This window comes from Stenotrophomonas sp. YJH_SMC_19, assembly GCF_059367915.1.
The window spans coordinates 325,147-345,056 of the sequence record NZ_JCAFRI010000002.1; the positions used below are offsets into that span (position 1 = coordinate 325,147).

The window sequence follows — 19,910 nt, forward strand, 5'->3', positions numbered from 1 at the left end:
TGAAGTTGCATCTAGACAGCGCTCTTCAGCTGAGTTGGGCACATGCCGGTTAGTCGGCGAAACATTGCAATAAAAGGGGAGGGGCCGCTATAGCCCAGCCGCTTGGCAACATCACCAACTTTGCAGTCGCTCTGGAGGAGAGGGAGGGACGCAGCAAGCTTCAGCCTCTGGCGCCACTCACAACATCCCAGGCCAGTAGCGGCAACCCAGCGTCTTGCAGGAGTCCGAGAGGATACGCCAGCAACTTCTGCCCATTGAACTAGTGACTGGCCACTTCCTGGATCGGCTTGTAGCGCATCGATGATGGGGGCTAACAAGCGCGAAAACGCCAAGAATGCGCGGCCAAAGCTTCTGTTCCGGTAACTCAGCGAATGACCGGGGATCACCCCAAAGCGGAAAGGCTAACAGTAGGAACCGGGGATGCTTCGCGGCCCAGCTGCGCATCTTGCGCTGCCGCCGCCAAGCGATAGCCTTTGCGTCTCGAAGCTTGTGTAGGGCGCAATCCTCCACGTCAGACAGTCGCGCCGAAAGGGTATAGGCCCCGCGACAAGCCCATCGGAGGCATTTAGGGGTTCGCTTTAGCGACCTGTGGAGCTGCTGTGGAGTGGGCCGGAGAAATGTCTTCACATCAACAACTGTAAAGACGTCGCTTCACCCGGATCTACACGAGGGTTCAGACCCCACGGTTCCACAAAACAGCCTAAAGTTTCGACCCGGCACGCCGAGGCCGATCTACGTCACGGATTTCCGGCAGGGCGTGCCCCTTCCATCCGGTTGGCCGTCTGTCACTGGCGTGTGCGCCTGGTCCCGACCGGCCGGCAAGAAGCGCGAACCTACCGCTACACCCTAAGGGGCTTTAGTCTTTGATTCGCTTCTCAAAGTTTGTGATCAACTTGCCCAGCGAAAGGCCTGTCAGGCGGGCGATATCTCTCAGCTCCACCACATCAACCCTTCTCTTGCCTGTTTCGACGTCGCTGATGAATGACTGGCTGCGGCCCAGCATGCTGGACACCTGGGCCTGGGTCAGACCGGCAGCTAGCCGCGCCTCGCGAACAGCCTCAATGAGGGCAGCGTACTCTTTTCGATGGATGGACTTCGACACGACCGCGCCTTGGCTGAGCGGCCTAGAAAGCTATATCCAGTTCTCCGATATCTAAAAACCAGATATTCTGTCTTCTTCATTGACAGGGGGACGCATGAGCGAACAGCCATACCGCTTCATCACCGCGGCCAGAAGCAGAGCAACACTGATCCTGGCAGCATCAGCACTGCTAGCTGCCTGCAGCGGTCCGACAGACAAGAAGATGGTTACGAATGGAACCCAGCAGCAATACCGGCAGTCAATTGACGCTATCGACGCGGAACTCAATGCCCACGAAAGAGCGGCCTTCAACTGGGCAGTCGCTGGGATGAACCTTGAAGAGGGTCGGCAGGGAATCATTACGTACAGGGCCAAAAGCTGCCTAAGCGACTGAATTTCAAAGTTGATTGCTCGTCTCTCGATCAGGTTCTCCCCATCTATGGGGTCTGTTCAAGCACCTTGGCTGTGTAGCTCAGCGGCGCCACTTCCCTTTCAAGATCCAGGTGGTAGTCGCCGAAGCGATTGATGTGGCTGGTCCGATAAGGCGACAGGCCGGCCAGGATCTCGGGCGTCAGTTCAATCCCCTCCTTCCTCATCTCGGCCAAGGTCCGGCTCATGCCTTCCACGTTGTGGAGGATGATCATGTTGGCCACCAGCTGGCTGTACTTGATGATCTTGCGCTGCTCGTGTTGGACGTTCTCAGCAATGATCCCCTGGCTGCCAAAGAACACCCATTTCACGAAGCCGTTGTATTCCTCGCTCTTGTTGGTGGCAGCATGGATCGTTTTGCGGATCTCATTGTCATCAATGTAGCGCAGCAAGAACAGCGTTCGAACGGCCTTGCCAAGTTCCCGGAAGGCGAAGTACAGCTTGTTCTTCCGGCTGTAGGTGCCCAGCCGGCGCAGGATCGAGGACGCGGTGATCTTGCCCAATCGGATTGAGATCACCACCCGCAGCATGTCGTGGAGATGGGTGGCGATCAGTTGCCAGTCGATGCTGTCCCCGAACAGTGCCTGGATGTTCTTATAAGCCCTACCCGGTTCGGGCCGAAAGAATGTCAGGTCCTTGATGTTCCGGATCCGGGGCATCAGCTGGATGCCCAGCATGTGGGCCAGGCCGAAGACCGGATAGCTTTGGGCCTGCGTGTCGCCATGGACGATCTCAGGCTGGATGTCGGAAGTGTTGGCCAACAGACCGTCGAGGATGTAGATGCCCTCGTGCACGCCACAGGGAATGAAGTGGCTGAACGGCGCTACGTATTTGTCGGACACGTGGCAGTAGCCGATGCCACCGTAGCCGCCGTAGCGGATGTGATACTCCGACAGCAGGTTGTCCTCGTAGACGCTCCACTTCGTGCCATCAGCTGATGCGCTCTTGCCGCTGCCCCAATAGCCAGGCAGGTCGAATCTGTTGTAGGTATTGATGACCTCCACGATGGCCTTCTCAAGCACATCCTCGGTCACGTATTTCAGGTTGAGCCAAGCGACTTGGCGCCGGCTGAAGCCCTTGATCGACCGCGCCGTCTGCGTCGGCCCCAGGTTGCAGCCATAGCAGAATAGCGTGGTGATCACACGTCGGGGCAGATCTTCGACCTGGCTCTCGGTGCCGGCGATCGGGCGGAAGAAACGGTGCAGATCCAGCCATTGGCTGGCATCGATCAGGACATCGACGATGCTGGATTCTGGAAGCCGTTCGGCGATGAGGCGATCCACCGTGGTAATCGCGCTGGAGACTTCGGCGCGTTGCCCCTTCCGCAGCACCAGGCGCCCATCCAGGATGTCCGCATGTACGTTCTCCGGGAAACGCGCGTCGACCTCATCGGCCAGGGAGGTCAGTTGTGCACGTAATCCCGCCACGAAAGACTCGGCGTCGGTGGGCAGGCCTGACACCTGGCCGTAGGCTTCCAGTTCCTGGGCCAAGGTGGCTTCATCGACCAGCTGCTCACGGTAGTCATCAAACCGTTCGCTGCTGGGAATGAAGAGATCTCCGGACTTCAGTTCGTCCTTGACCTGCACCAGCACGGCCAGCTCGAAGTACTTACGGTGCATCCAGCCGGCGCCGGCTGCACTGGCCCGCTTGCCGAACACGTGCTGACACCAGAGCTTGGACATCCAGTCAAAGTCCTTTTCCGGGTCCAAACCGAGGGAGGCGACCTCGATCAGCTCACGGCGCTGGTTGCGCAGCGAGAGCACCGCTGCGATCAGCGGCTCCATGCCGGCGTCGTGGCTGGTCGCCCGAAGTTTCATCAGCTCCAGCCCATTGAACAGCAGCGGCCTGACCGCGCCATAGGGCTGCAGCATGAAAGGCAGGTAGTTCTTCCCGGCGTAGGCCATATGTTCTTCGCATTCGGCCAGCAAGGTCGACACTTCCGCTTCCAGGCTGTTGTCGATGGCATCCACGCGCTGACTATCGCTGCCGTCTAGCTGATAGGCCTGCAGGATTTCCTTGAGCTGGCCGATGAGGAAGTCGGCCCGTTTGGCATGTTCGAGCTGGTAGGCCAGCAATTTCTGCTGGGCCGTGTTCTCCAGCCCGCGCACCTGCTTGATGAACAACTCGGCTGCATCATCCAGTGTCTTGGCATGCTGGGCGCGAATGAAGATGGTGGCCAGCGCATAGCGCTTGTCCGGAGCCAGTTCGGCCAGCTCGCTGGCGTCATAGGCCCGAGCCATTGCACGGAACTGCTTGAGCTTGGGCACCGGCACATCGATGGGAGGCAGCTGGTCGGCCAACTGCTGCAGCATGCGGATGTGCTGCAGGTAGAACCGAACTTCCTTGTTGGTGGGCCGGCCGGGCTCGCGCTTGAGTGATTGCCAGCCGGTGAACCTGGACCCTTCCGGTGCGCGCAGCAGTTCGTCGATGAGCGTGCGCGTGGCAGGCGTCAGCGCGTGGCTGATGCTGCGGTAGTAGCCCAGATTGACCCGCTCACGGGCGCCGATGGCGGCCAGCTCCAGAGTGCGGAAACCGGGCAGTTCGTAGCGATGGTGCACCAGCTCTTCGAGCAGGACGTTCACGATGTCCGGGATGGTGTGCTTGGTCTGGGCTGCTCCGGTGGCCACTGTGTCCAGCCAAGCCAAGCCCGATTTATCCAGGGGACGTACCCCGATGAATTGCCGAAGCTGCGGCATATGCCGGCGCTGGCTGCCGGAAGCGTCGTAGCGTTCGAGCTGGTCGGTGTCCAATACGCGCCCGAGTCGGGCGGCCTTGGCGATGTGCTTCCGGATCCGCTCGGGTACGTCGGCCAACAGCGTGAAGTAGCCCAAGCGTTGGAAGAGCTTGAGATGAATCAGTACCGCCAGCTGCGGACCCGGCTGGGTGGTCAGCTGCTTGGCGAATGCAATCTCAGCGGCGGTCGGGGTATAGATCTCCTCCAGTTCCTTGGCGGTGGGATCAGGCTTCAGTCGCGGGTAGGCGGTCTCGTGAAGGGTAGCCATTGGATCCGGAGGGTGTGAGGGGGATCAGTCCCAGTGCCGGCCGTCGTCTGTACTGAGCGACGCTTCCAGGAAGCACTGGTGCGTATCGGCCATGCGGTGCATGTCATCGAGCAACGTGGCCAGGATTTCATCCAGATCCCTTTCGGGATCGGTGGGAGCAGTCAACTGGTACTCGCTGCTGGCGGTGTTCAGGCGCACAGCCTGGAACGGGGCCAAGCAGATCTCTTCAATTCGGCCTCGGGCCTTGGCCGCGCCGCGGCCCGTGCGGGCAAACGGGGTCAGCACCATGCGCAGGCGCAGCTGCAGGGCCGATTTGCCCTCCGGCGCCGGCAGTGCCATCGCCGGTACCGGCACGGTTGGACTGGGCAGGCTTGCTTCAATGCGGTCCCGGGCAAACGGGTCACGCCCGTCCAGGTAACGCATGGCCGACTGCACATCGCGCCAGCCCACGTACTCCATCAAGGCCTTCATGTCCCAGCCTTGGTCGTTGGCCCAGCTGGCAAAGCCGCGGCGCAACGAATGGCTGCTGTGGAGCCCCGCATCGGCAAAGCCTGCACTGGTCAGCAACTCGCGCAGCAGGCGCACCAAGCTGTTGGGATGCAGGCCTTCGGCGCTCACCTGGCCCCATTGGTTGACTGCCCGAAACACCGGCCCTTCTTGCAGGTCGGCCGCCTGCAGCCACGCCTGGGTCGCCTCCACCGGACATAACCGCGACAGCGCCGGCACCTTGTAGGTGACGCCGGCTGCTTGGCGATCACCCTTGCTGCGTGGCAAGAAGCAGGTCATCCCCTGTCCCGGCACCAGCGTGAGATGGGCCACGTCCAGACGCAGCAGTTCATCGCCACGGAATCCCCGCCAGAACCCGAGCAGCACCAGCGCTCGGTCTCGTTGATGGCGCAGCGCCGCCGGCCCATCGCCCCGGGCATGTGCCGCAGCGATCGCCGCGGCCAGCCAGTCATCGAGCTCGACCAGCCGCCGAATCTGGAGCGGCGCGGCTTGCTTGACCTGGCCCGGGTGCAGGGTCTGGATGCCTTTGAGCACCTTGCGCACCAGCGGCGATCGGGTCGGGTCGACAAAGCCGTGGTCGCGGTGCCAAGAGGCGATGGCCGCCAGACGTTGGCGGAGGGTGCTGGTCGCCAAGGTCTGCGCATAAGCGGCCAGGTACCGGGCCACGCTGTCAGGTGTCGCTGGGAGGTGGCCTTGCCATTCAACCTCGAAGTGCCGCAGCGCCGACGCATAGCTGCGCACCGTGTTCTGGCGCGTGGCCGCATCGAGGTAGCGGTCCAGTTCGGTCACTGGCGCGTGGCCTCCACCGAGGTCGTCTGGCGCAGCGTCGACAGGATGGTGCATTCCGCCCGCTGCCCGCCATGGCAACTGGCAATCACCCGTTCCAGCTCGCTGGCCATGCGCTGCAGGTCGGCCATGCGGGCGCGCACGTCGGCCAGATGGCTGCGGGCCAACCGGTCCACGTCCCCGCACGAAAGCTCCTCATCGCCGGCCAGCTGCAGCAGGCTGCGGACCTCCTCCAGGCTGAAGCCCAGGTCCCGGCCACGCGCAATGAAGCGCAGCCGCTCGATGTCGGCCGGGCCATAGACCCGGTAGCCGTTGCCCGTGCGCCCCGGGCGCGGCAGCAACCCGATCCGCTCGTAATAGCGAATCGTCTCCAAGTGGCATCCGCTGGCGTCGGCAGCCTCACTGATTTTCATTCGTAGTACGCTTGACTCCGTAGTAGCTACGGACTTTACGCTGAACCCGTATCCGCCGCCACTCCGGCCGCGGCGCTGCATGTGACGACCATGCCACTGCCCATCGCCTTGATTCGCTACTGCCTGATTGCCTTGCTGATCGGCTGGGTTCTGCCCGCTTCTGCTCAGGCGGAGCCTGCCGCAGCAGACCTGCGCCAAACCTGGCAGATGCTCGATTACATCGCGGTCGACTACCCCGGCGCGGTCCAGGCCGGTCGCGTAATTGCCCCCAACGAATACGCCGAAATGAGCGAGTTTGCCGGCGCCGTGCGCAGTCAGCTGGCAGCATTGCCCAGTGGCCAGAACCAGCAGGAGCTGACGGCCCAGGCCGACCGCCTGGTCCAGGCGGTGGCAGAGAAGGCCGACCCGGCGCAAGTGGCAACGTTGGCGCGCGGGCTCGGCACGACGCTGTTGGCCCGCTACCCGATCGGCGCTGTTCCGGCGAGCGCGCCGAAGACCTCCCAGGCCGCGTCCATCTACAGCCAGCAGTGCGCGGCCTGTCACGGCCCCACAGGTCACGGTGATGGCCCCGCCGCGCAAGCGTTAAGTCCGCCGCCGATCGCGTTCACCGATGCCACTCGCGCCGCGCAGCGAACGCCGCTGTCGTTGTACGAGGTCATTTCCCAGGGTGTGCCGGGTACCGGCATGGTCAGCTTCTCTGGGCTGTCAGAAAGTGATCGCTGGGCGTTGGCATTCTATGTGGGCAGCTTGGGGTACTCCTCGCAAGCCAAGGCTCAAGGTGAGGCGTTATGGCGCACCAGTGCCGAGGCCCATACGCACATTCCCTCGCTCGAAGCGCTGACACGCACGCGAGAGGCCGATCTTGCCACCACGATGCCCGCCGATCAGGCAAACGCGATCATCGCCTACCTGCGTTCGCAGCCACAGGTAGTAAACGAAGCGGTACCAGGAGCCGATCGCTTTGCGGTGGCGCGGCAGCGACTGGCCGCCAGCCAGCGCGCTTACGCTGATGAGGACCTGGCTCAAGCCAAAAAGCTTGCGCTCTCGTCCTATCTGGATGGTGTAGAGCCGCTTGAACCCACGCTGGCCACGCGCAATCCGTCATTGCTGCGAGAGATCGAGACGGCCATGGCAGGCTACCGCGCGCAGCTGGATCAGCATGCGCCCGCGGCTGACGTTGCCGGGCAGGCAGCGCAAATTGCCCAGCTGTTTGATCGCGCGGACGTGGCGCTGCAGGACACCCGAATAGGCGCCAGCACCGCGTTTCTAGGCAGCTTTACCATCTTGGTACGCGAAGGACTGGAAGCGCTGCTGATCGTGATTGGTATCGTGGCGTTCTTGCGTAAAGCCGAGCGGTCTGATGTGTTGCCGTATGTGCATGCGGGTTGGATCTGCGCGTTGTTGGCAGGCGCAGCTACCTGGGCGGTGGCCACTTACTTTGTTGATATCAGCGGTGCGAACCGGGAAGTCACTGAGGGCGTCTCGGCCTTGTTCGCTGCCGCTGTCCTGCTCAGCGTAGGCATCTGGATGCACCAAAAGAGCCTTGCAGGGCGGTGGCAGGAGTACCTGCACGCCAAGCTGACGACTGCGCTGACACGGCGCTCGGCTGTTTTCCTGTTCATGCTGGCCTTTGTCGCGGTGTACCGCGAGGTGTTTGAGACGATCTTGTTCTACATCGCGATGTGGAGCGATCAGGCGTCCACCGCCATCCTCGCAGGCCTGGCGGCGGGAATCGCGGTGTTGGCTGCGGTGGCGTACTGGATGCTGCGCATGAGCAGGCGGCTGCCGATTGGCCGGTTCTTTTCGATCAGCTCGATTCTCATCGCGGTGATGGCGGTCATCCTGATCGGTAAAGGCGTGGCCGCGTTGCAGGAAGCGGGCTGGATCTCTCAAACACCGCTCGCGTTGCCGCGCATCGAGTGGATCGGCCTGTATCCCACCTGGCAGTCGCTGCTGGCGCAGGTATTGGTAGGCACCGCCGCCATCGTGGGGTTCCTCGCCAATGCCCGTTCCGGTGTGCGTAGACAGCCAGGCGCAAACAAGCAATGAAACAACACAGCAGAGGACCAAGACATGAGTGATTGCGGGTGCCACCACGAAGCCAAGAACAAGGAGGAGCGACGCATCCTCTGGATCGCCTTGGTCCTGAATGCAGCGATGGCCGTGATCGGCGGCATTGCCGGCTGGATTGCCCATTCCACCGGGCTGCTGGCTGACGCGCTGGACATGCTGTCTGACGCCACCGCCTATGCCATTGGCCTGGTCGCTATCGGGCGCACGGCGCGCTTCAAGGCCAACGCCGCGTGGGTCAGTGGCAGCGTGCTGCTGGTGCTGGGCGTAGGCGTGCTGGTCGAAGTCGGCCGCCGGGTGATGTACGGCGCCGAGCCGGTCAGCGGTTGGATGATCGGTACCGCTCTGGTCTCGCTGGCCGTGAACCTGAAGGTGCTCCGTATGCTCGCCCCCTTGAAGTCTGGCGAAGTGCATCTGCGAGCGACCTGGCTGTTTACCCGCGCCGATGTGGTGGCCAACGTTGGGGTGATTCTGGCCGGCCTGTTGGTGTGGTGGCTGGCCAGCCCCTACCCGGATTTCGTGATCGGCGCCCTGATCGGCCTGTATGTGATCAAGGAGGCTTTCGAGATCTTGGGTGATGCTCGCCGGGCGCGTGCCGACGCGCGCAAAACGCCTGCATGACAGCGCTTGGCCGGCTGAGCTGTGGCCTGCGCTGGCTGCTGCTGGCGCACTTGGCCGTGGGCCTTGTGACGCAGCCGGTGCTGGCAGTGGTTGGCGAGCTCCATGCTCAAACCCATCTGGCCGCGGCCGACCATGACCCGGCAGTGGCATCACCAGCTTCCGAGCGTGGCGTAGACGCCGCGCTGCACCGGCTACAGCAGCTGGTGCTGTGCTGTAGCCAGGCCGCGCCGGCTCCAGAAATAGTGTTGGCCATTGCTCATATCGGCCGGCATTGGCCGTCGGCGACAGCCCATGCGGACAGATATCGGCATGAGCACCTGCTCGCGCCGTTCCGGCCGCCGATCGCAGGGTGATGCGCGCCGGCGTGCGCCGGATCCCTGTTGGCTATCGAAAATTCTGGAGTACTTCATGCATGTGCGATTGGCGGCCCTGGCCGCGTGGCTACTGTTGAGCGCGGCGGCAACGCCGGCGACAGCAGAAGAGCTGATGACCTTGGACGACGCGTTTGCACGCGTGGCCCAAACCCACCCCGAGCTGCGCCTGGTCGATGCGCGAGCCACGGTGCTCGCTGCCGAGCGCGACCAGGCCGTGCAGCGGCCACCGTGGACGTTGGGGGCGGAGGTTGAAAATGCGCTGGGCACGGGCGCGGCCCGTGGCCTGGACAGCGCGGAGTTGACCTTGAGCCTGAGCTCGGTCCTGGAGCGCGGCGGCAAGCTCGACGCCCGCCGCACCTTGGCCCAAAGCCGGATTGATGCACTGGCCGTGCAGCGCGAGACCAGGCGGCTGGACCTGCTCGCCGAGACGGCGCAGCGCTATTTGGCCGTTGTCGGTGCCGACCGGCAACGCAGCCTGACGAACATGGATGTCGGCCAGCGCCAGCGGACCGTCGCCGCTGCCCGGCAGCGCCTGCAGGCTGGCGCGTCTCCCGAATCGGTGATGCTCACCGCACAAGCAGCACTGGCGAGAGCAGAGTTGACCCGTGATCGGGCCGAGCAGCAGCGCATTGCCGCCCGGCAGCACCTTGCTGCCCTCTGGGGCGAACGTGCTCCGAGCTTCGAGGTGGCCGCGGCGGATCCCATGACCCTGCCGGCGATCGCGTCCATGCAGTCGCTGGCCGAGGAATTGGAGCGCACTCCCGAGTTGGCGCAGTTTGCCGATGCCCGCCGGATCGCGCAGGCACGACTGCAGCTGGCGCGTTCGGCGGCCTCGCCGGACTTGTCGTGGCAGCTGGGCGTGCGCCGCCTGCAGGAGACTGACGACACCGCGCTGGTGGCCAGCCTGTCCATGCCACTGGGCAGCCGCAGCCGCGCGCAGCCGGAGATCCGCGCCGGCGAAGCCGAGCTGGAGGTTCTGACGATCGAGCGCGAGGCCAAGGGCCTGTCGCTGTATTCCACGCTGGTCGAAGCCCATGGTCGCTACACCGTGGCGCAGGCCGAGGTGGCACGGCTGCAAGGCGAGGTGCTGCCGAAGTTGGCCCGGGCTGAGAAGGCCGCCGAGCGCGCCTATCGCGCCGGCGCGATCAGCTACCTGGAATGGGCACAGCTGCAGTCCGAACGCACGGCCATGGCCCAGCAGCAGCTGGACGTGGCGCTCGATGCGCAGCGCGCCCTGATCGAAATTCAACGCCTGACCGGCCAAGCGCTTGTCGCGCCGCCGGCGGCTGCTTCCACCGGAGAGACCCCATGAATCGCTTTTCTTGGACCGCACTGGGCATGGCCCTGATGATGCTGGCCGCCTGCAACGCGTCGGCCCCCAACGAAGCGTCCGAAGGCGGCGCCGCCGCTGAGGGCGAAGAGCACGGCGAGCACGAGGAAGCGCCGCTGGAAACCAAGATTGCCGCCAAAGCTGCGCAGGCAGCGGGTATCCAGGTCGCACCGGCAGGCCCCGGTGAGATTGCTGACGAGCATGAGGTGCAAGGGCTGTTGACCCCGATTGACGGTCGCATCGCGCAGGTCACGGCACGCTTCCCCGGACCGGTCCGCTCCGTGCGTGCGGGCGTGGGTGATCAGGTACGGGCCGGCCAGGCACTGGCCACGGTAGAGAGCAACCTGAGCCTGACCACCTATACCGTCACCGCGCCGATCAGTGGCGTGGTCATGGCGCGCACGGCCGCCGTAGGCATGGCCGCCGCTGAGGGCGCGCCGCTGTTTGAGGTCGCCGACCTGTCCACGCTGTGGGTGGACCTGCACATCTTCGGCGCCGACGCCCAGCACATCGGTGCTGGCGTGCCGGTGACGGTTACCCGCTTGAGCGATGGCGTCACCGCACAGACCACCTTGGAGCGCGTCCTGCCCGGCACCGCCACCGCCAGCCAAAGCACCATTGCGCGCGGCACGGTGGCCAACACCGATGGCCTGTGGCGGCCGGGGTCGGCGGTCAAGGCGCGGGTCACCGTGGATCGCCAATCGGCAGCGTTGGTGGTGCCGATCACGGCGCTGCAGACCGCAGAAGACCAGGACGTGGTCTACGTGCAGCAGGGCGAAACCTACCACACCCGGCCGGTGAAGCTGGGGCGCCGCGACGCCGAACGCGCCGAAGTGCTGGAAGGCCTCAAGGCCGGTGAACAGGTGGTGGTGGCCCAAAGCTTCCTGATCAAGGCCGACATCGAAAAGTCCACCGTGGAAGAAGAATGAGGCCCGCCATGCTCGAACGCCTCATTGGGCTGTCCATCCGCCATCGCTGGCTGACGCTAGTGCTCACCGCTGCGCTGGTTGCGCTGGGCGTGTGGAGCTACCGTCACCTTTCCATTGACGCCACACCCGACATCACCAACGTCCAGGTCCAGATCAACACCCAGGCCCCGGGTTACTCGCCGCTGGAGGCCGAACAACGGGTCACCTTTGCCATCGAAACGGCCATGGCCGGTCTGCCCAAGCTGGACTACAGCCGCTCGCTGTCGCGCTACGGGCTTTCGCAGGTCACCGTCGTCTTCAAGGACGGCACCGACCTGTACTTTGCCCGCCAGCAGGTCGCCGAGCGCCTGCAGCAGATCGCCTCCCAGCTTCCCGAAGGGTTGGACCCGGAAATGGGGCCGATCTCCACCGGGTTGGGCGAGATCTTCATGTACACCGTGGAGGCCGAGCCCAACGCTCGCAAGCCCGACGGCACCCCGTACACGGCCACGGACCTGCGCACCCTGCAGGACTGGGTGATCCGGCCGCAGCTGCGCACCACGCCCGGCGTCACCGAGGTCAACACCATCGGCGGCTTCGAGCGGCAGATCCACATCACTCCCGATCCAGCTCAGTTGGTGGCGCTGGGCTTCACGTTGAACGACGTGGTCGCCGCGGTCATGCGCAACAACCAGAACATCGGCGCCGGCTACATCGAGCGCAACGGACAGCAGTTCCTGGTGCGCGTGCCGGGCCAGCTAGCCAATCTGGAGGCAATCGGCAACATCGTGCTGGACCGGCGCGATGGCGTGCCCATTCGGGTGCGCGACGTCGCTAGCGTGGGCGAAGGCAAGGAGCTGCGCACGGGCGCGGCCACCCAGAATGGCCACGAGGTCGTGGTCGGTACCGCCTTCATGTTGTTCGGCGCCAACAGCCGGGAAGTCTCCCAGGCGGCCGCGGCCAAGCTGGATGCCGCCAACGCCAGCCTGCCTGCCGGCGTCCATGCCAAGGCCGTCTATGACCGCACCGCGCTGGTGGATCGCACCATCGGCACGGTGTCCAAGAACCTGATCGAGGGCGCGCTGCTGGTGGTGGTGGTGCTGTTCCTGCTGCTGGGCAATGTGCGCGCCTCGTTGATCACCGCGGCGGTGATCCCGTTGGCGATGCTGTTCACCATCATCGGCATGGTGCGTGGCGGCGTGTCGGGCAACCTGATGAGCCTGGGCGCGCTGGACTTCGGCCTGATCGTGGACGGGGCGGTGATCATCATCGAGAACTGTCTGCGCCGGTTCGGCGAGGCGCAGCACGCGCTAGGCCGCCAGCTCAACGATGAAGAGCGCTATGACCTGACCGCCTCGGCCACCGCCGAGGTGATCCGTCCCAGCCTGTTTGGCCTGGGCATCATCGCCGCGGTCTACCTGCCGATCTTCTCGCTGTCCGGGGTAGAAGGAAAAATGTTCCACCCGATGGCGATCACGGTGGTGCTGGCCCTGACCGGCGCCATGGTGTTGTCGCTGACCTTCGTGCCGGCGGCGATCGCCAGCTTCCTGCGCGGCCGTGTGGCTGAGCACGACAACCGCCTGATGCGCTGGTCGCGTGCCCGTTATACGCCGCTGCTGGATTGGGCCCTGCGTCGGCGCGTGGTGGTGCTGGCCGGCGCGGCCGTGCTGGTGGTGGGCTGTGGCGTGCTGGCCACCCGCTTGGGTTCGGAGTTCGTGCCGAGCCTGGATGAGGGCGACATCACCTTGCAGCCCATGCGTATTCCCGGCACCAGCTTGGAGCAGTCGGTGGCCATGCAGGAAACGCTGGAGAAGCGCCTGGCCCAGTTCCCGGAGGTGGCCAACATCTTCTCAAAGATCGGCACCGCCGAGGTGGCCACCGATCCTATGCCGCCGTCGATGGCCGACACCTTCCTGATGCTCAAGCCCCGCGACCAGTGGCCCGACCCGCGCAAGCCCAAGGCCGAGCTGGTGGAAGAGCTGGAGGCGGCGGCCAAGGAAATCCCGGGCAGCAACTACGAGTTCACCCAGCCCATCCAGATGCGCACCAACGAGTTGATCTCCGGCGTCCGTTCGGACGTGGCGGTCAAGGTCTACGGCGACAACCTTGACCAGTTGACGCGCCTGGCCAGCCGGGTCGAGCGGGTCATGCGTAGCGTCCCCGGCGCCGAAGACGTCAAGGCCGAGCAGGTCTCCGGCCTGCCGCTGCTGACCATCACGCCAGATCCGGCGGCATTGGCACGGTATGGCCTGAACCCGGGCGATGTGCAGGAAACGGTGGCCACCGCCATTGGGGGCAGTGTTGCCGGCCAGTTGATCGAGGGCGACCGCCGCTTCGACCTGGTCGTGCGCCTGCCCGAAGCGCAGCGCCAAGACCCCGCTGTGCTGGCAGATCTGCCCATTCCGCTGCCGGCAAGCACCAGTGTCGATGAGTCCAGCCGTCTGGCCGCCGGCGCCAATGGGGGGCCTCGCACGGTGCCGCTGCGGGAAGTGGCGAAGATCCAGGTAGAGCGCGGGCCCAATCAGATCAACCGCGAGAACGGCAAGCGCCGCGTGGTGATCACCGCCAACGTGCGCGAGCGCGATCTGGGCGGGTTCGTCGGCGAGTTGCGCACACGCATCGGCCAGGATGTCGCGCTTCCAGAGGGCTACTGGATCGATTACGGCGGCACCTTCGAGCAGCTGATCTCGGCCACCCAACGCCTGGGCGTGGTCGTTCCGGTGACACTGGCGTTGATCTTCGCTCTGCTATTCATGGCCTTCGGCTCGGCCAAGGATGCGGCCATTGTGTTCAGTGGCGTGCCGCTGGCGCTGACCGGCGGTGTGCTGGCACTGGCTCTGCGCGGGATTCCGTTGTCGATCTCTGCCGGCGTGGGCTTCATCGCGCTGTCGGGCGTGGCCGTACTCAACGGGCTGGTCATGATCGCCTTCATCCGCCGTCTGCGCGAACAGGGCGATCCGCTAGACGACGCTGTGCGCGACGGCGCCCTTGGACGCCTGCGACCGGTGTTGATGACCGCCCTGGTAGCCTCGCTGGGCTTCCTACCCATGGCCTTGAATGTCGGTGCTGGCTCGGAAGTGCAGCGGCCGCTGGCCACTGTCGTCATCGGCGGCATCGTCTCATCCACCGCATTGACCTTGTTGGTGCTGCCGGTGCTCTATCGTTGGCTGCATCGCGACCGAGCTCCCCGCGCCGGTAGCACTGCTTTGGAGTCCCCATGAACGAGCTCAACCTGGAACAGGTCCGTGCGGCGATGTTTACCGACCCGGGCGTGAAAGCGGTGGACGACCTGCGCCTGGTCGCCGGTGAGCATGGCCGTGCGATCGCGGCCACCATCACGGTCGCGGCGCCCTCGGTCGACCTGGACCTGGTGCATGCTGTGATTGCCCAGGTCCTGGCCGATCAATTCGGCATCGATCAGATCATGCTGTGTTTCAACGACCCGGGCCCGGTACCGCCGCCGCCCACCGCGGCGCCGTTAAAGAAGATGTGATCGCAGCCCCTGGCTCTATGCGTCTGCGCTGGCAGGCGCATAGAGCTGATGACCCGGCAACGCGCACGCGCCGGCATACACAAAGGCCACGCTTTGCCGCGCCCGGGTGAAGGCCACGTAGTATTTCGGCGGCGCGGTGATACGCGCTGCATCGGCCGTGCGCAGGTACTGCGTCAACGGCCCGTTCGGAAAGATGAGGACCCGACTGTAGGTGCGGCCCTTGCACTGCCCAAAGTTCACCGCCGGCAGTCCGTCGCACGCCTGCCGCCGGTCATGCCGGAGCACGGTGGGGGCGAACTCCTGCATGTACGCGGCCACATCCCCTGGAGCGACGAGGTAGATGCCATCGTGTCCGGTGACCTCGCCATTGCCTGATTGGGTCCGCGGCATCTGCGGATAGAGCGTGTCAGCCATATCGCACAGGGCCTGGACGCAGCGCAGACTGGTGAGGCGGTGATCCAGCCGGCATAAGCCGTCGGCCTCCCAAATCTGAAACAGCGCTGCCAGATTCGGACCACGGTATTGGCTGTACCTTTGCGCATAGTTGGTCGCATACGTGGCTTGGCGCGTATCGCCTACCAACGTGATGGCAATCTCGCTCTTCAACAGCCGTTCGACCAGATCCAGATCAAAGCCGGCCAGATCCTGGACTTCGTCGATGTAGAGCTCGTCGTACATCGCCGCCAATCGCGCCACGACCTGGCCTTGGGTCAGCTCATCGCAGCGCACAGCGAAATCGGCCGCTCGGTCCGAATACATCCGGTTGCCCGCCAGGTAGTGGCGCGCCACCTGGGTGCGTGGGGCGCGGTTGTTGGTGACACCTTCTACGAACAGGATGGTCTCGATGCGAGGCTCAGGGCAAAGCGCAGCCTGGTACGGGCGAATGCACTGGCGCAGCAGAAAGCCATACCAGCTGTGCAAGGTGACATGCGCGGGGACCGCGCCTGCGTGGGCCTCAAACGAGCGCCGGATCTCTTCCAGGTTTTCCAGCGTGTAGGTGACAATCGCGATGCGGCGCTCAGGTCGCTCCAAGGCCTGCCGGACCAGCAACGTGGTCTTGCCCGAGCCGGCTGCCGAGAGCAGGACCCGGTTAGGTGATGGCACGCTGGACATAGTCCGGGAACCTGATCGAGTGCGGGCTATTGAAAATCGCCAAGGCCGTATCGGTCTTATGGCCCTTCATGTACTTGAGCAGCGCCACCTCATCGGCAAAGGCCTTGCCCAGCACGGTATTGAGTTCGGCCAGCGAGTTGGCTTTGATCAGCTGCTCTTCCAGCGAAGGGGCGCTCTCGTCGGAATCGTAATAGATCGCGTTGATGTGCTCGGCATAGCGCTCTTGCACAACTGCGATATCACCGTCGTTGTCGGTGATCACCTTGGCCTGAATCCTCAGTCGATCGGCAATCTGCAAGAAGCGTTTGAATGCCAACGACTTGACCGAAATGATGTCTACGCCGTGAGCCATCGGCGCCACGCCGTGATGGTCACTGTAGGCACGCTGCACGATCAGTTCGTCGGAAGGGCCTTCCACCAGGATCGCCTGCTTGGCCAGGATCAACCGCAGCGTGTCGTGGCCCGGCAGCTTCATGAAATAGTCGTGGGTATCGCTGGGCAGCTGGTCCAGCTTCATCTGGCCTTGCGCGCTGAACAGGATCACGTTGTCCACGCCCAGCTTGTTCAACACGAAGCTGCTGTGGGTGGCGATGATCACCTGCTGGGCGGTGGAGAGGGCCGCAATCTTGTCGATCAGCTGGGTCATGCTGGAATAGGACAGATGGTTCTCCGGCTCCTCGATCAGCAGCACGTGAGCCGCGCCGGCCGCGTGCATCGCCAGCTTCATCTTCACCGCGCTTTGCTCGCCCTTGCCGGCCTGGGTGAACGGGAGCTCATCCAGGTAGGGTGACAGGCTGGTTTCCCACGTTGAGCGCGGCGATGTGTCCACGCCTACCGTCAATGCCCTGTGGCTGATGTCCCCGGTGTGCTCGGTCAAGTAGGCATTGATCGCTGCCACATCCGCTTCTTCGGAAAAGCTCTGCCGCATGCGGCGGAAGCTCAGCGACAGCGAGACGCGCTGCGCAGGCGTCAGTGCCTGCTCGATGATGCCGGCGATATAGCGATCGGCACCGGACAAGGTCTTGATGCCGTGCGTGTCGATGATGGTCGAGTCGAACGGAATACTACGGGCGGTGACGCCATTGTTGGCGAAGGAGTACCAGCGCACCGTGTAGTACTCCACCGGCAGGCTGACCGCGCCCTGGTGCTGCTGCAGGTAGGCGTTGAACTCCTCGCGGTAGTCGTCGTTGAGCTCGACCAGCAGCCGGATGCCGGCGGTATCCAGACGCAGGGAGTTGTTGGTGCCGCGTAACGACGCCAGCGCGGCGTCGGCGCCCAGATAGGCTTCGATGGAGATCCGTGGCGGCGAGGCCGGCGTGCCCGTGGCAAGCGCTCCCAAGTACTCCTGCACCGTGGGCTGGTGGAACAGGTAGGGCGTGAGCTCGTAGGCAAGATTGCGCCCATGCAGCTGGCCGGTGACCACCGCGTGGATGGCCTCCAGCAGGGTGGATTTACCGACCTCGTTGTCGCCCACCACCAGGTTCATGTGGGCATTGAGGGGCAGGTCCAGATGGCGAAACGACTTGAAGTTGTCGATGACGATACGTTCGATCGGCATGCACAGTCCTATGATGGCCAACGGGCTCGGTGGCGGAGCCTGCCTGCACCCTGGCTGGCCTCCTTTCCGCTCTGGGCCATACTACCCAGCGATCGCCGGCCCTGGGCGGTTTCGTACTGCTTGGGACGCCGGGAAGGGTCAGAATCCGCCTTACGCGGGATAATTCAATATTATCCCGTATAACTATTTTCGCCGACGAGCGGTCGTCTACCTGCTTTAATAGTATGTAATTACATGGTATGTAATACATTACGAAATAAAGTGAGGTGGCACGATGGCGCGCGCAGGACTCTATAAGAGTGACGTCCAGAAGGCGCGCGACGCGCTGCTGGCCCAACGCAAGAAGCCGTCAGTCGACGCGGTGCGAGTGGCCTTGGGCAACACGGGCTCCAAGACCACGATCCACCGCTACTTGCGTGAACTGGAAGGAGAGGAAGGCGGCGGTCCGGCGAGGACGGTAGCCGTTAGTGATGCTTTGCAGGACTTGGTTGCGCGCTTGGCCTCGCGGCTCCAGGAGGAAGCAGAGGCCATCCTCACCCAGGAGCGTGAGCGCCATCAGGCTGAGCTCCACAGTCGGCAACAGGCGCTTTCCGGTGCCCAAGAGGAGGCTGCCGCCTTGAGCAGTCGGCTGCAGCGCACCGAAGCAAGCCTGCACCAAGAGCAAGCTGCTCACGCCCTCCTTCAACAGAATCTAGGTGACAGGATCGCGGAAATCGCCCAGTTGAACGAGCGCATCGCTGGCATGACGGTGCGGCTGGCTGATCATGAGGCGCATACGCGTTCTCTGGAGGACAAGCATGCCCATGCCCGGGAAGCGCTTGAGCACTACCGCACTTCAACCAAAGAGCAGCGTGAGCAAGAGCTTCGCCGTCACGAGCATCAGGTCCAAGAGCTGCAAGTAGCCTTACGTCAGGCCAATGAAGCCTTGGGCGCGAAGAATCAGGAGCTGTTGGTGCTGAACCGCGACAATGGTCAATGGCTGGAGCGCCACGGGCGGATTGAGCGTGAGCTTGCCCAGCTACGACAGGCCCACGAAGGCCAACACAGCGAGGTCGTGGCGTTGCGCCAGACCGCGACGGACTATTTGGCACTGCAGGAGCGCTGGAAGACTGACGCCAAGACCTTGGATACCATGCGCAACGAGCTAGCTCAAGTTCAAGACACCCTTGCGCGGGAGCGTGAGCGCCGCGAGAGCGCTGAAGCCGATGCGTTGCGTGCCAATGCACGTCTTGAAGCGCTAGAGCCTCTACTGAATCAACTGACGCCAGCACAAAATGCGGTGAAGAAAACTCGGCGCGGCCATGCGCAAGATGGGGGAGCCGACTGACGAGGCTGCTCGTTTGTCTGCTAGCGGCTGGGGTGGCGCTCACCTGTCCAGTACGCCCATTCCATAGGGACGACCCAATCTACAAACAGTTTGGCTACTGAGGACTCCGGTGCCAAATGATAGGGCTTGAACATGCCTTGCTCGGGCGAACTGGTCATCAGGTAGCGCAGGCGCTTCTGGACCTCCTGAAAGATGGCTTCCCGCACATGGGCGCTGTCGTGCACGCCAAGACGCATCGCCACCGAGGCACCTTGGCGTACCGCCGCCCAGCAGCAGTAACGCCACCGCGCGATCGGCAAGCCCCGCGGTCCGGATTGAAAGACGAACCCCACATCACGTGCCCAGCCTGGGTCGAAGTGATGTTTGAGCAATTGCTGCTCCAGAAACTGCTCGGTCTCCCAGAGTGCAAGTTCATCCCACAGCTCCAGTTTCGCGTCCGCCAAGTCTACATCGTGTGCCATATCGCCGAGTTGGTCTTCCAGCACCGGGAGCAGGTGCCTGCGCTCGTGGGTAGACCAGGCGAAAGCCCATTGCAGATCTTCGATGGGCGTGACCTCGGCATCGGGGCGGATCTGCCATCGATCCGCTGGCCAGGGAACTTGGATCAAGGCCAAGTCTCGCAGCGTGTCCAGCACCAGCAAGGTGGAGCGGCGTGTGGGCGCCACCGGTAGGCGTCGTAGCTGCGCGGCTAACAGTGCGGCTAGGAAAAGGGTGCCACGAAGGCCCAACTCCTCGATGCTGGCGACCCCAGATGGCGTCATTGACGAGGTTCCGGGCATGCGGTTTCCGGGGATGAGGGAGCGGCGTGGCTCCTGGGGGGGGGGCGGCGCTACCGGTGTCGCCGGTTGCCTCAAAGCTAAGAATATCTTAGTATGCAAGGCTGGGTACATCCGCCATC

17 protein-coding genes are annotated in these 19,910 nt (G+C 63.8%); 9 read left to right on the plus strand and 8 right to left on the minus strand.

From position 1 onward, the window contains the following. Positions 1–11: 11 nt before the first annotated feature. Together AC5P5R_RS04070 and AC5P5R_RS04075 are read right to left on the minus strand one after the other, a co-directional pair. The gene (locus tag AC5P5R_RS04070) at positions 12–386 is read right to left on the minus strand and encodes a helix-turn-helix domain-containing protein (RefSeq protein ID WP_080334755.1); all 375 of its coding nucleotides are present in this window, start codon (positions 384–386) and stop codon (positions 12–14) included. A 470-nt stretch (positions 387–856) separates the two neighbouring features. Next, positions 857–1,102, minus strand: coding sequence for a helix-turn-helix domain-containing protein (locus tag AC5P5R_RS04075; protein WP_043033505.1), 246 nt, complete (start codon positions 1,100–1,102; stop codon positions 857–859). A gap of 94 nt (positions 1,103–1,196) precedes the next feature. Here AC5P5R_RS04075 and AC5P5R_RS04080 point away from each other — a divergent pair, with 94 nt between their 5' ends. Continuing rightward, on the plus strand, positions 1,197–1,475 hold the full coding sequence (locus AC5P5R_RS04080; RefSeq protein WP_033835997.1) for a hypothetical protein: 279 nt from the start codon (positions 1,197–1,199) through the stop codon (positions 1,473–1,475). 43 nt (positions 1,476–1,518) lie between these two features. On the opposite strand, the gene AC5P5R_RS04085 is transcribed toward AC5P5R_RS04080, so the two are convergent. Genes AC5P5R_RS04085 through AC5P5R_RS04095 form a run of 3 tightly spaced genes read right to left on the minus strand, consistent with a single transcriptional unit; the run spans position 1,519 to position 6,218 of the window. Further along, on the minus strand, positions 1,519–4,512 hold the full coding sequence (locus AC5P5R_RS04085) for a Tn3 family transposase (RefSeq protein ID WP_043033507.1): 2,994 nt from the start codon (positions 4,510–4,512) through the stop codon (positions 1,519–1,521). Positions 4,513–4,536: 24 nt separating this feature from the next. Next, entirely contained in the window at positions 4,537–5,808 is a 1,272-nt protein-coding gene (locus tag AC5P5R_RS04090) for a site-specific integrase (RefSeq protein ID WP_005413373.1), read from the minus strand. After that, a complete protein-coding gene (locus AC5P5R_RS04095; RefSeq protein ID WP_012480230.1) occupies positions 5,805–6,218 on the minus strand; it encodes a MerR family transcriptional regulator in 414 nt (137 codons plus the stop codon). Before AC5P5R_RS04095 ends, AC5P5R_RS04090 begins: the two co-directional genes overlap by 4 nt. 90 nt (positions 6,219–6,308) lie before the next feature. On the opposite strand from AC5P5R_RS04095, the gene AC5P5R_RS04100 reads away from it, so the two are divergent. The 7 genes from AC5P5R_RS04100 to AC5P5R_RS04130 are packed head-to-tail and all read left to right on the plus strand — an operon-like array spanning position 6,309 to position 15,014. Beyond that, positions 6,309–8,267: a cytochrome c/FTR1 family iron permease gene (locus AC5P5R_RS04100; RefSeq protein WP_043033508.1), complete on the plus strand. Its 1,959-nt coding sequence runs from the start codon at positions 6,309–6,311 to the stop codon at positions 8,265–8,267. A 24-nt stretch (positions 8,268–8,291) separates the two neighbouring features. Continuing rightward, on the plus strand, positions 8,292–8,909 hold the full coding sequence (locus tag AC5P5R_RS04105; protein WP_005413376.1) for a cation efflux transmembrane domain-containing protein: 618 nt from the start codon (positions 8,292–8,294) through the stop codon (positions 8,907–8,909). Beyond that, a complete protein-coding gene (locus AC5P5R_RS04110; RefSeq protein WP_012480228.1) occupies positions 8,906–9,262 on the plus strand; it encodes a hypothetical protein in 357 nt (118 codons plus the stop codon). The genes AC5P5R_RS04105 and AC5P5R_RS04110 overlap by 4 nt, the downstream gene beginning before the upstream one ends. Before the next feature lie 55 nt (positions 9,263–9,317). Further along, on the plus strand, positions 9,318–10,595 hold the full coding sequence (locus AC5P5R_RS04115; protein ID WP_043033510.1) for a TolC family protein: 1,278 nt from the start codon (positions 9,318–9,320) through the stop codon (positions 10,593–10,595). After that, entirely contained in the window at positions 10,592–11,542 is a 951-nt protein-coding gene (locus AC5P5R_RS04120) for an efflux RND transporter periplasmic adaptor subunit (RefSeq protein ID WP_021201906.1), read from the plus strand. The genes AC5P5R_RS04115 and AC5P5R_RS04120 overlap by 4 nt, the downstream gene beginning before the upstream one ends. Positions 11,543–11,550: 8 nt before the next feature. Next, on the plus strand, positions 11,551–14,742 hold the full coding sequence (locus AC5P5R_RS04125; protein WP_049402758.1) for an efflux RND transporter permease subunit: 3,192 nt from the start codon (positions 11,551–11,553) through the stop codon (positions 14,740–14,742). After that, complete coding sequence (locus tag AC5P5R_RS04130) at positions 14,739–15,014, plus strand: hypothetical protein (protein WP_019184735.1); 276 nt, start codon at positions 14,739–14,741, stop codon at positions 15,012–15,014. The genes AC5P5R_RS04125 and AC5P5R_RS04130 overlap by 4 nt, the downstream gene beginning before the upstream one ends. Before the next feature lie 15 nt (positions 15,015–15,029). Here AC5P5R_RS04130 and AC5P5R_RS04135 read toward each other — a convergent pair whose 3' ends face one another. Together AC5P5R_RS04135 and AC5P5R_RS04140 are read right to left on the minus strand one after the other, a co-directional pair. Next, positions 15,030–16,127, minus strand: a complete 1,098-nt coding sequence (locus AC5P5R_RS04135; protein WP_043033512.1) for a UvrD-helicase domain-containing protein — start codon at positions 16,125–16,127, stop codon at positions 15,030–15,032. Beyond that, complete coding sequence (locus AC5P5R_RS04140) at positions 16,105–17,685, minus strand: ATP-dependent nuclease (RefSeq protein WP_026070029.1); 1,581 nt, start codon at positions 17,683–17,685, stop codon at positions 16,105–16,107. The genes AC5P5R_RS04135 and AC5P5R_RS04140 overlap by 23 nt, the downstream gene beginning before the upstream one ends. A gap of 274 nt (positions 17,686–17,959) precedes the next feature. On the opposite strand from AC5P5R_RS04140, the gene AC5P5R_RS04145 reads away from it, so the two are divergent. Further along, positions 17,960–19,012 carry a DNA-binding protein gene (locus tag AC5P5R_RS04145; protein ID WP_021201903.1) on the plus strand — a complete coding sequence of 351 codons (1,053 nt, stop codon included), beginning with the start codon at positions 17,960–17,962 and terminating at the stop codon, positions 19,010–19,012. 20 nt (positions 19,013–19,032) lie between these two features. Here AC5P5R_RS04145 and AC5P5R_RS04150 read toward each other — a convergent pair whose 3' ends face one another. After that, complete coding sequence (locus tag AC5P5R_RS04150) at positions 19,033–19,791, minus strand: hypothetical protein (RefSeq protein WP_223224790.1); 759 nt, start codon at positions 19,789–19,791, stop codon at positions 19,033–19,035. Between the last annotated feature and the right edge of the window lie 119 nt (positions 19,792–19,910).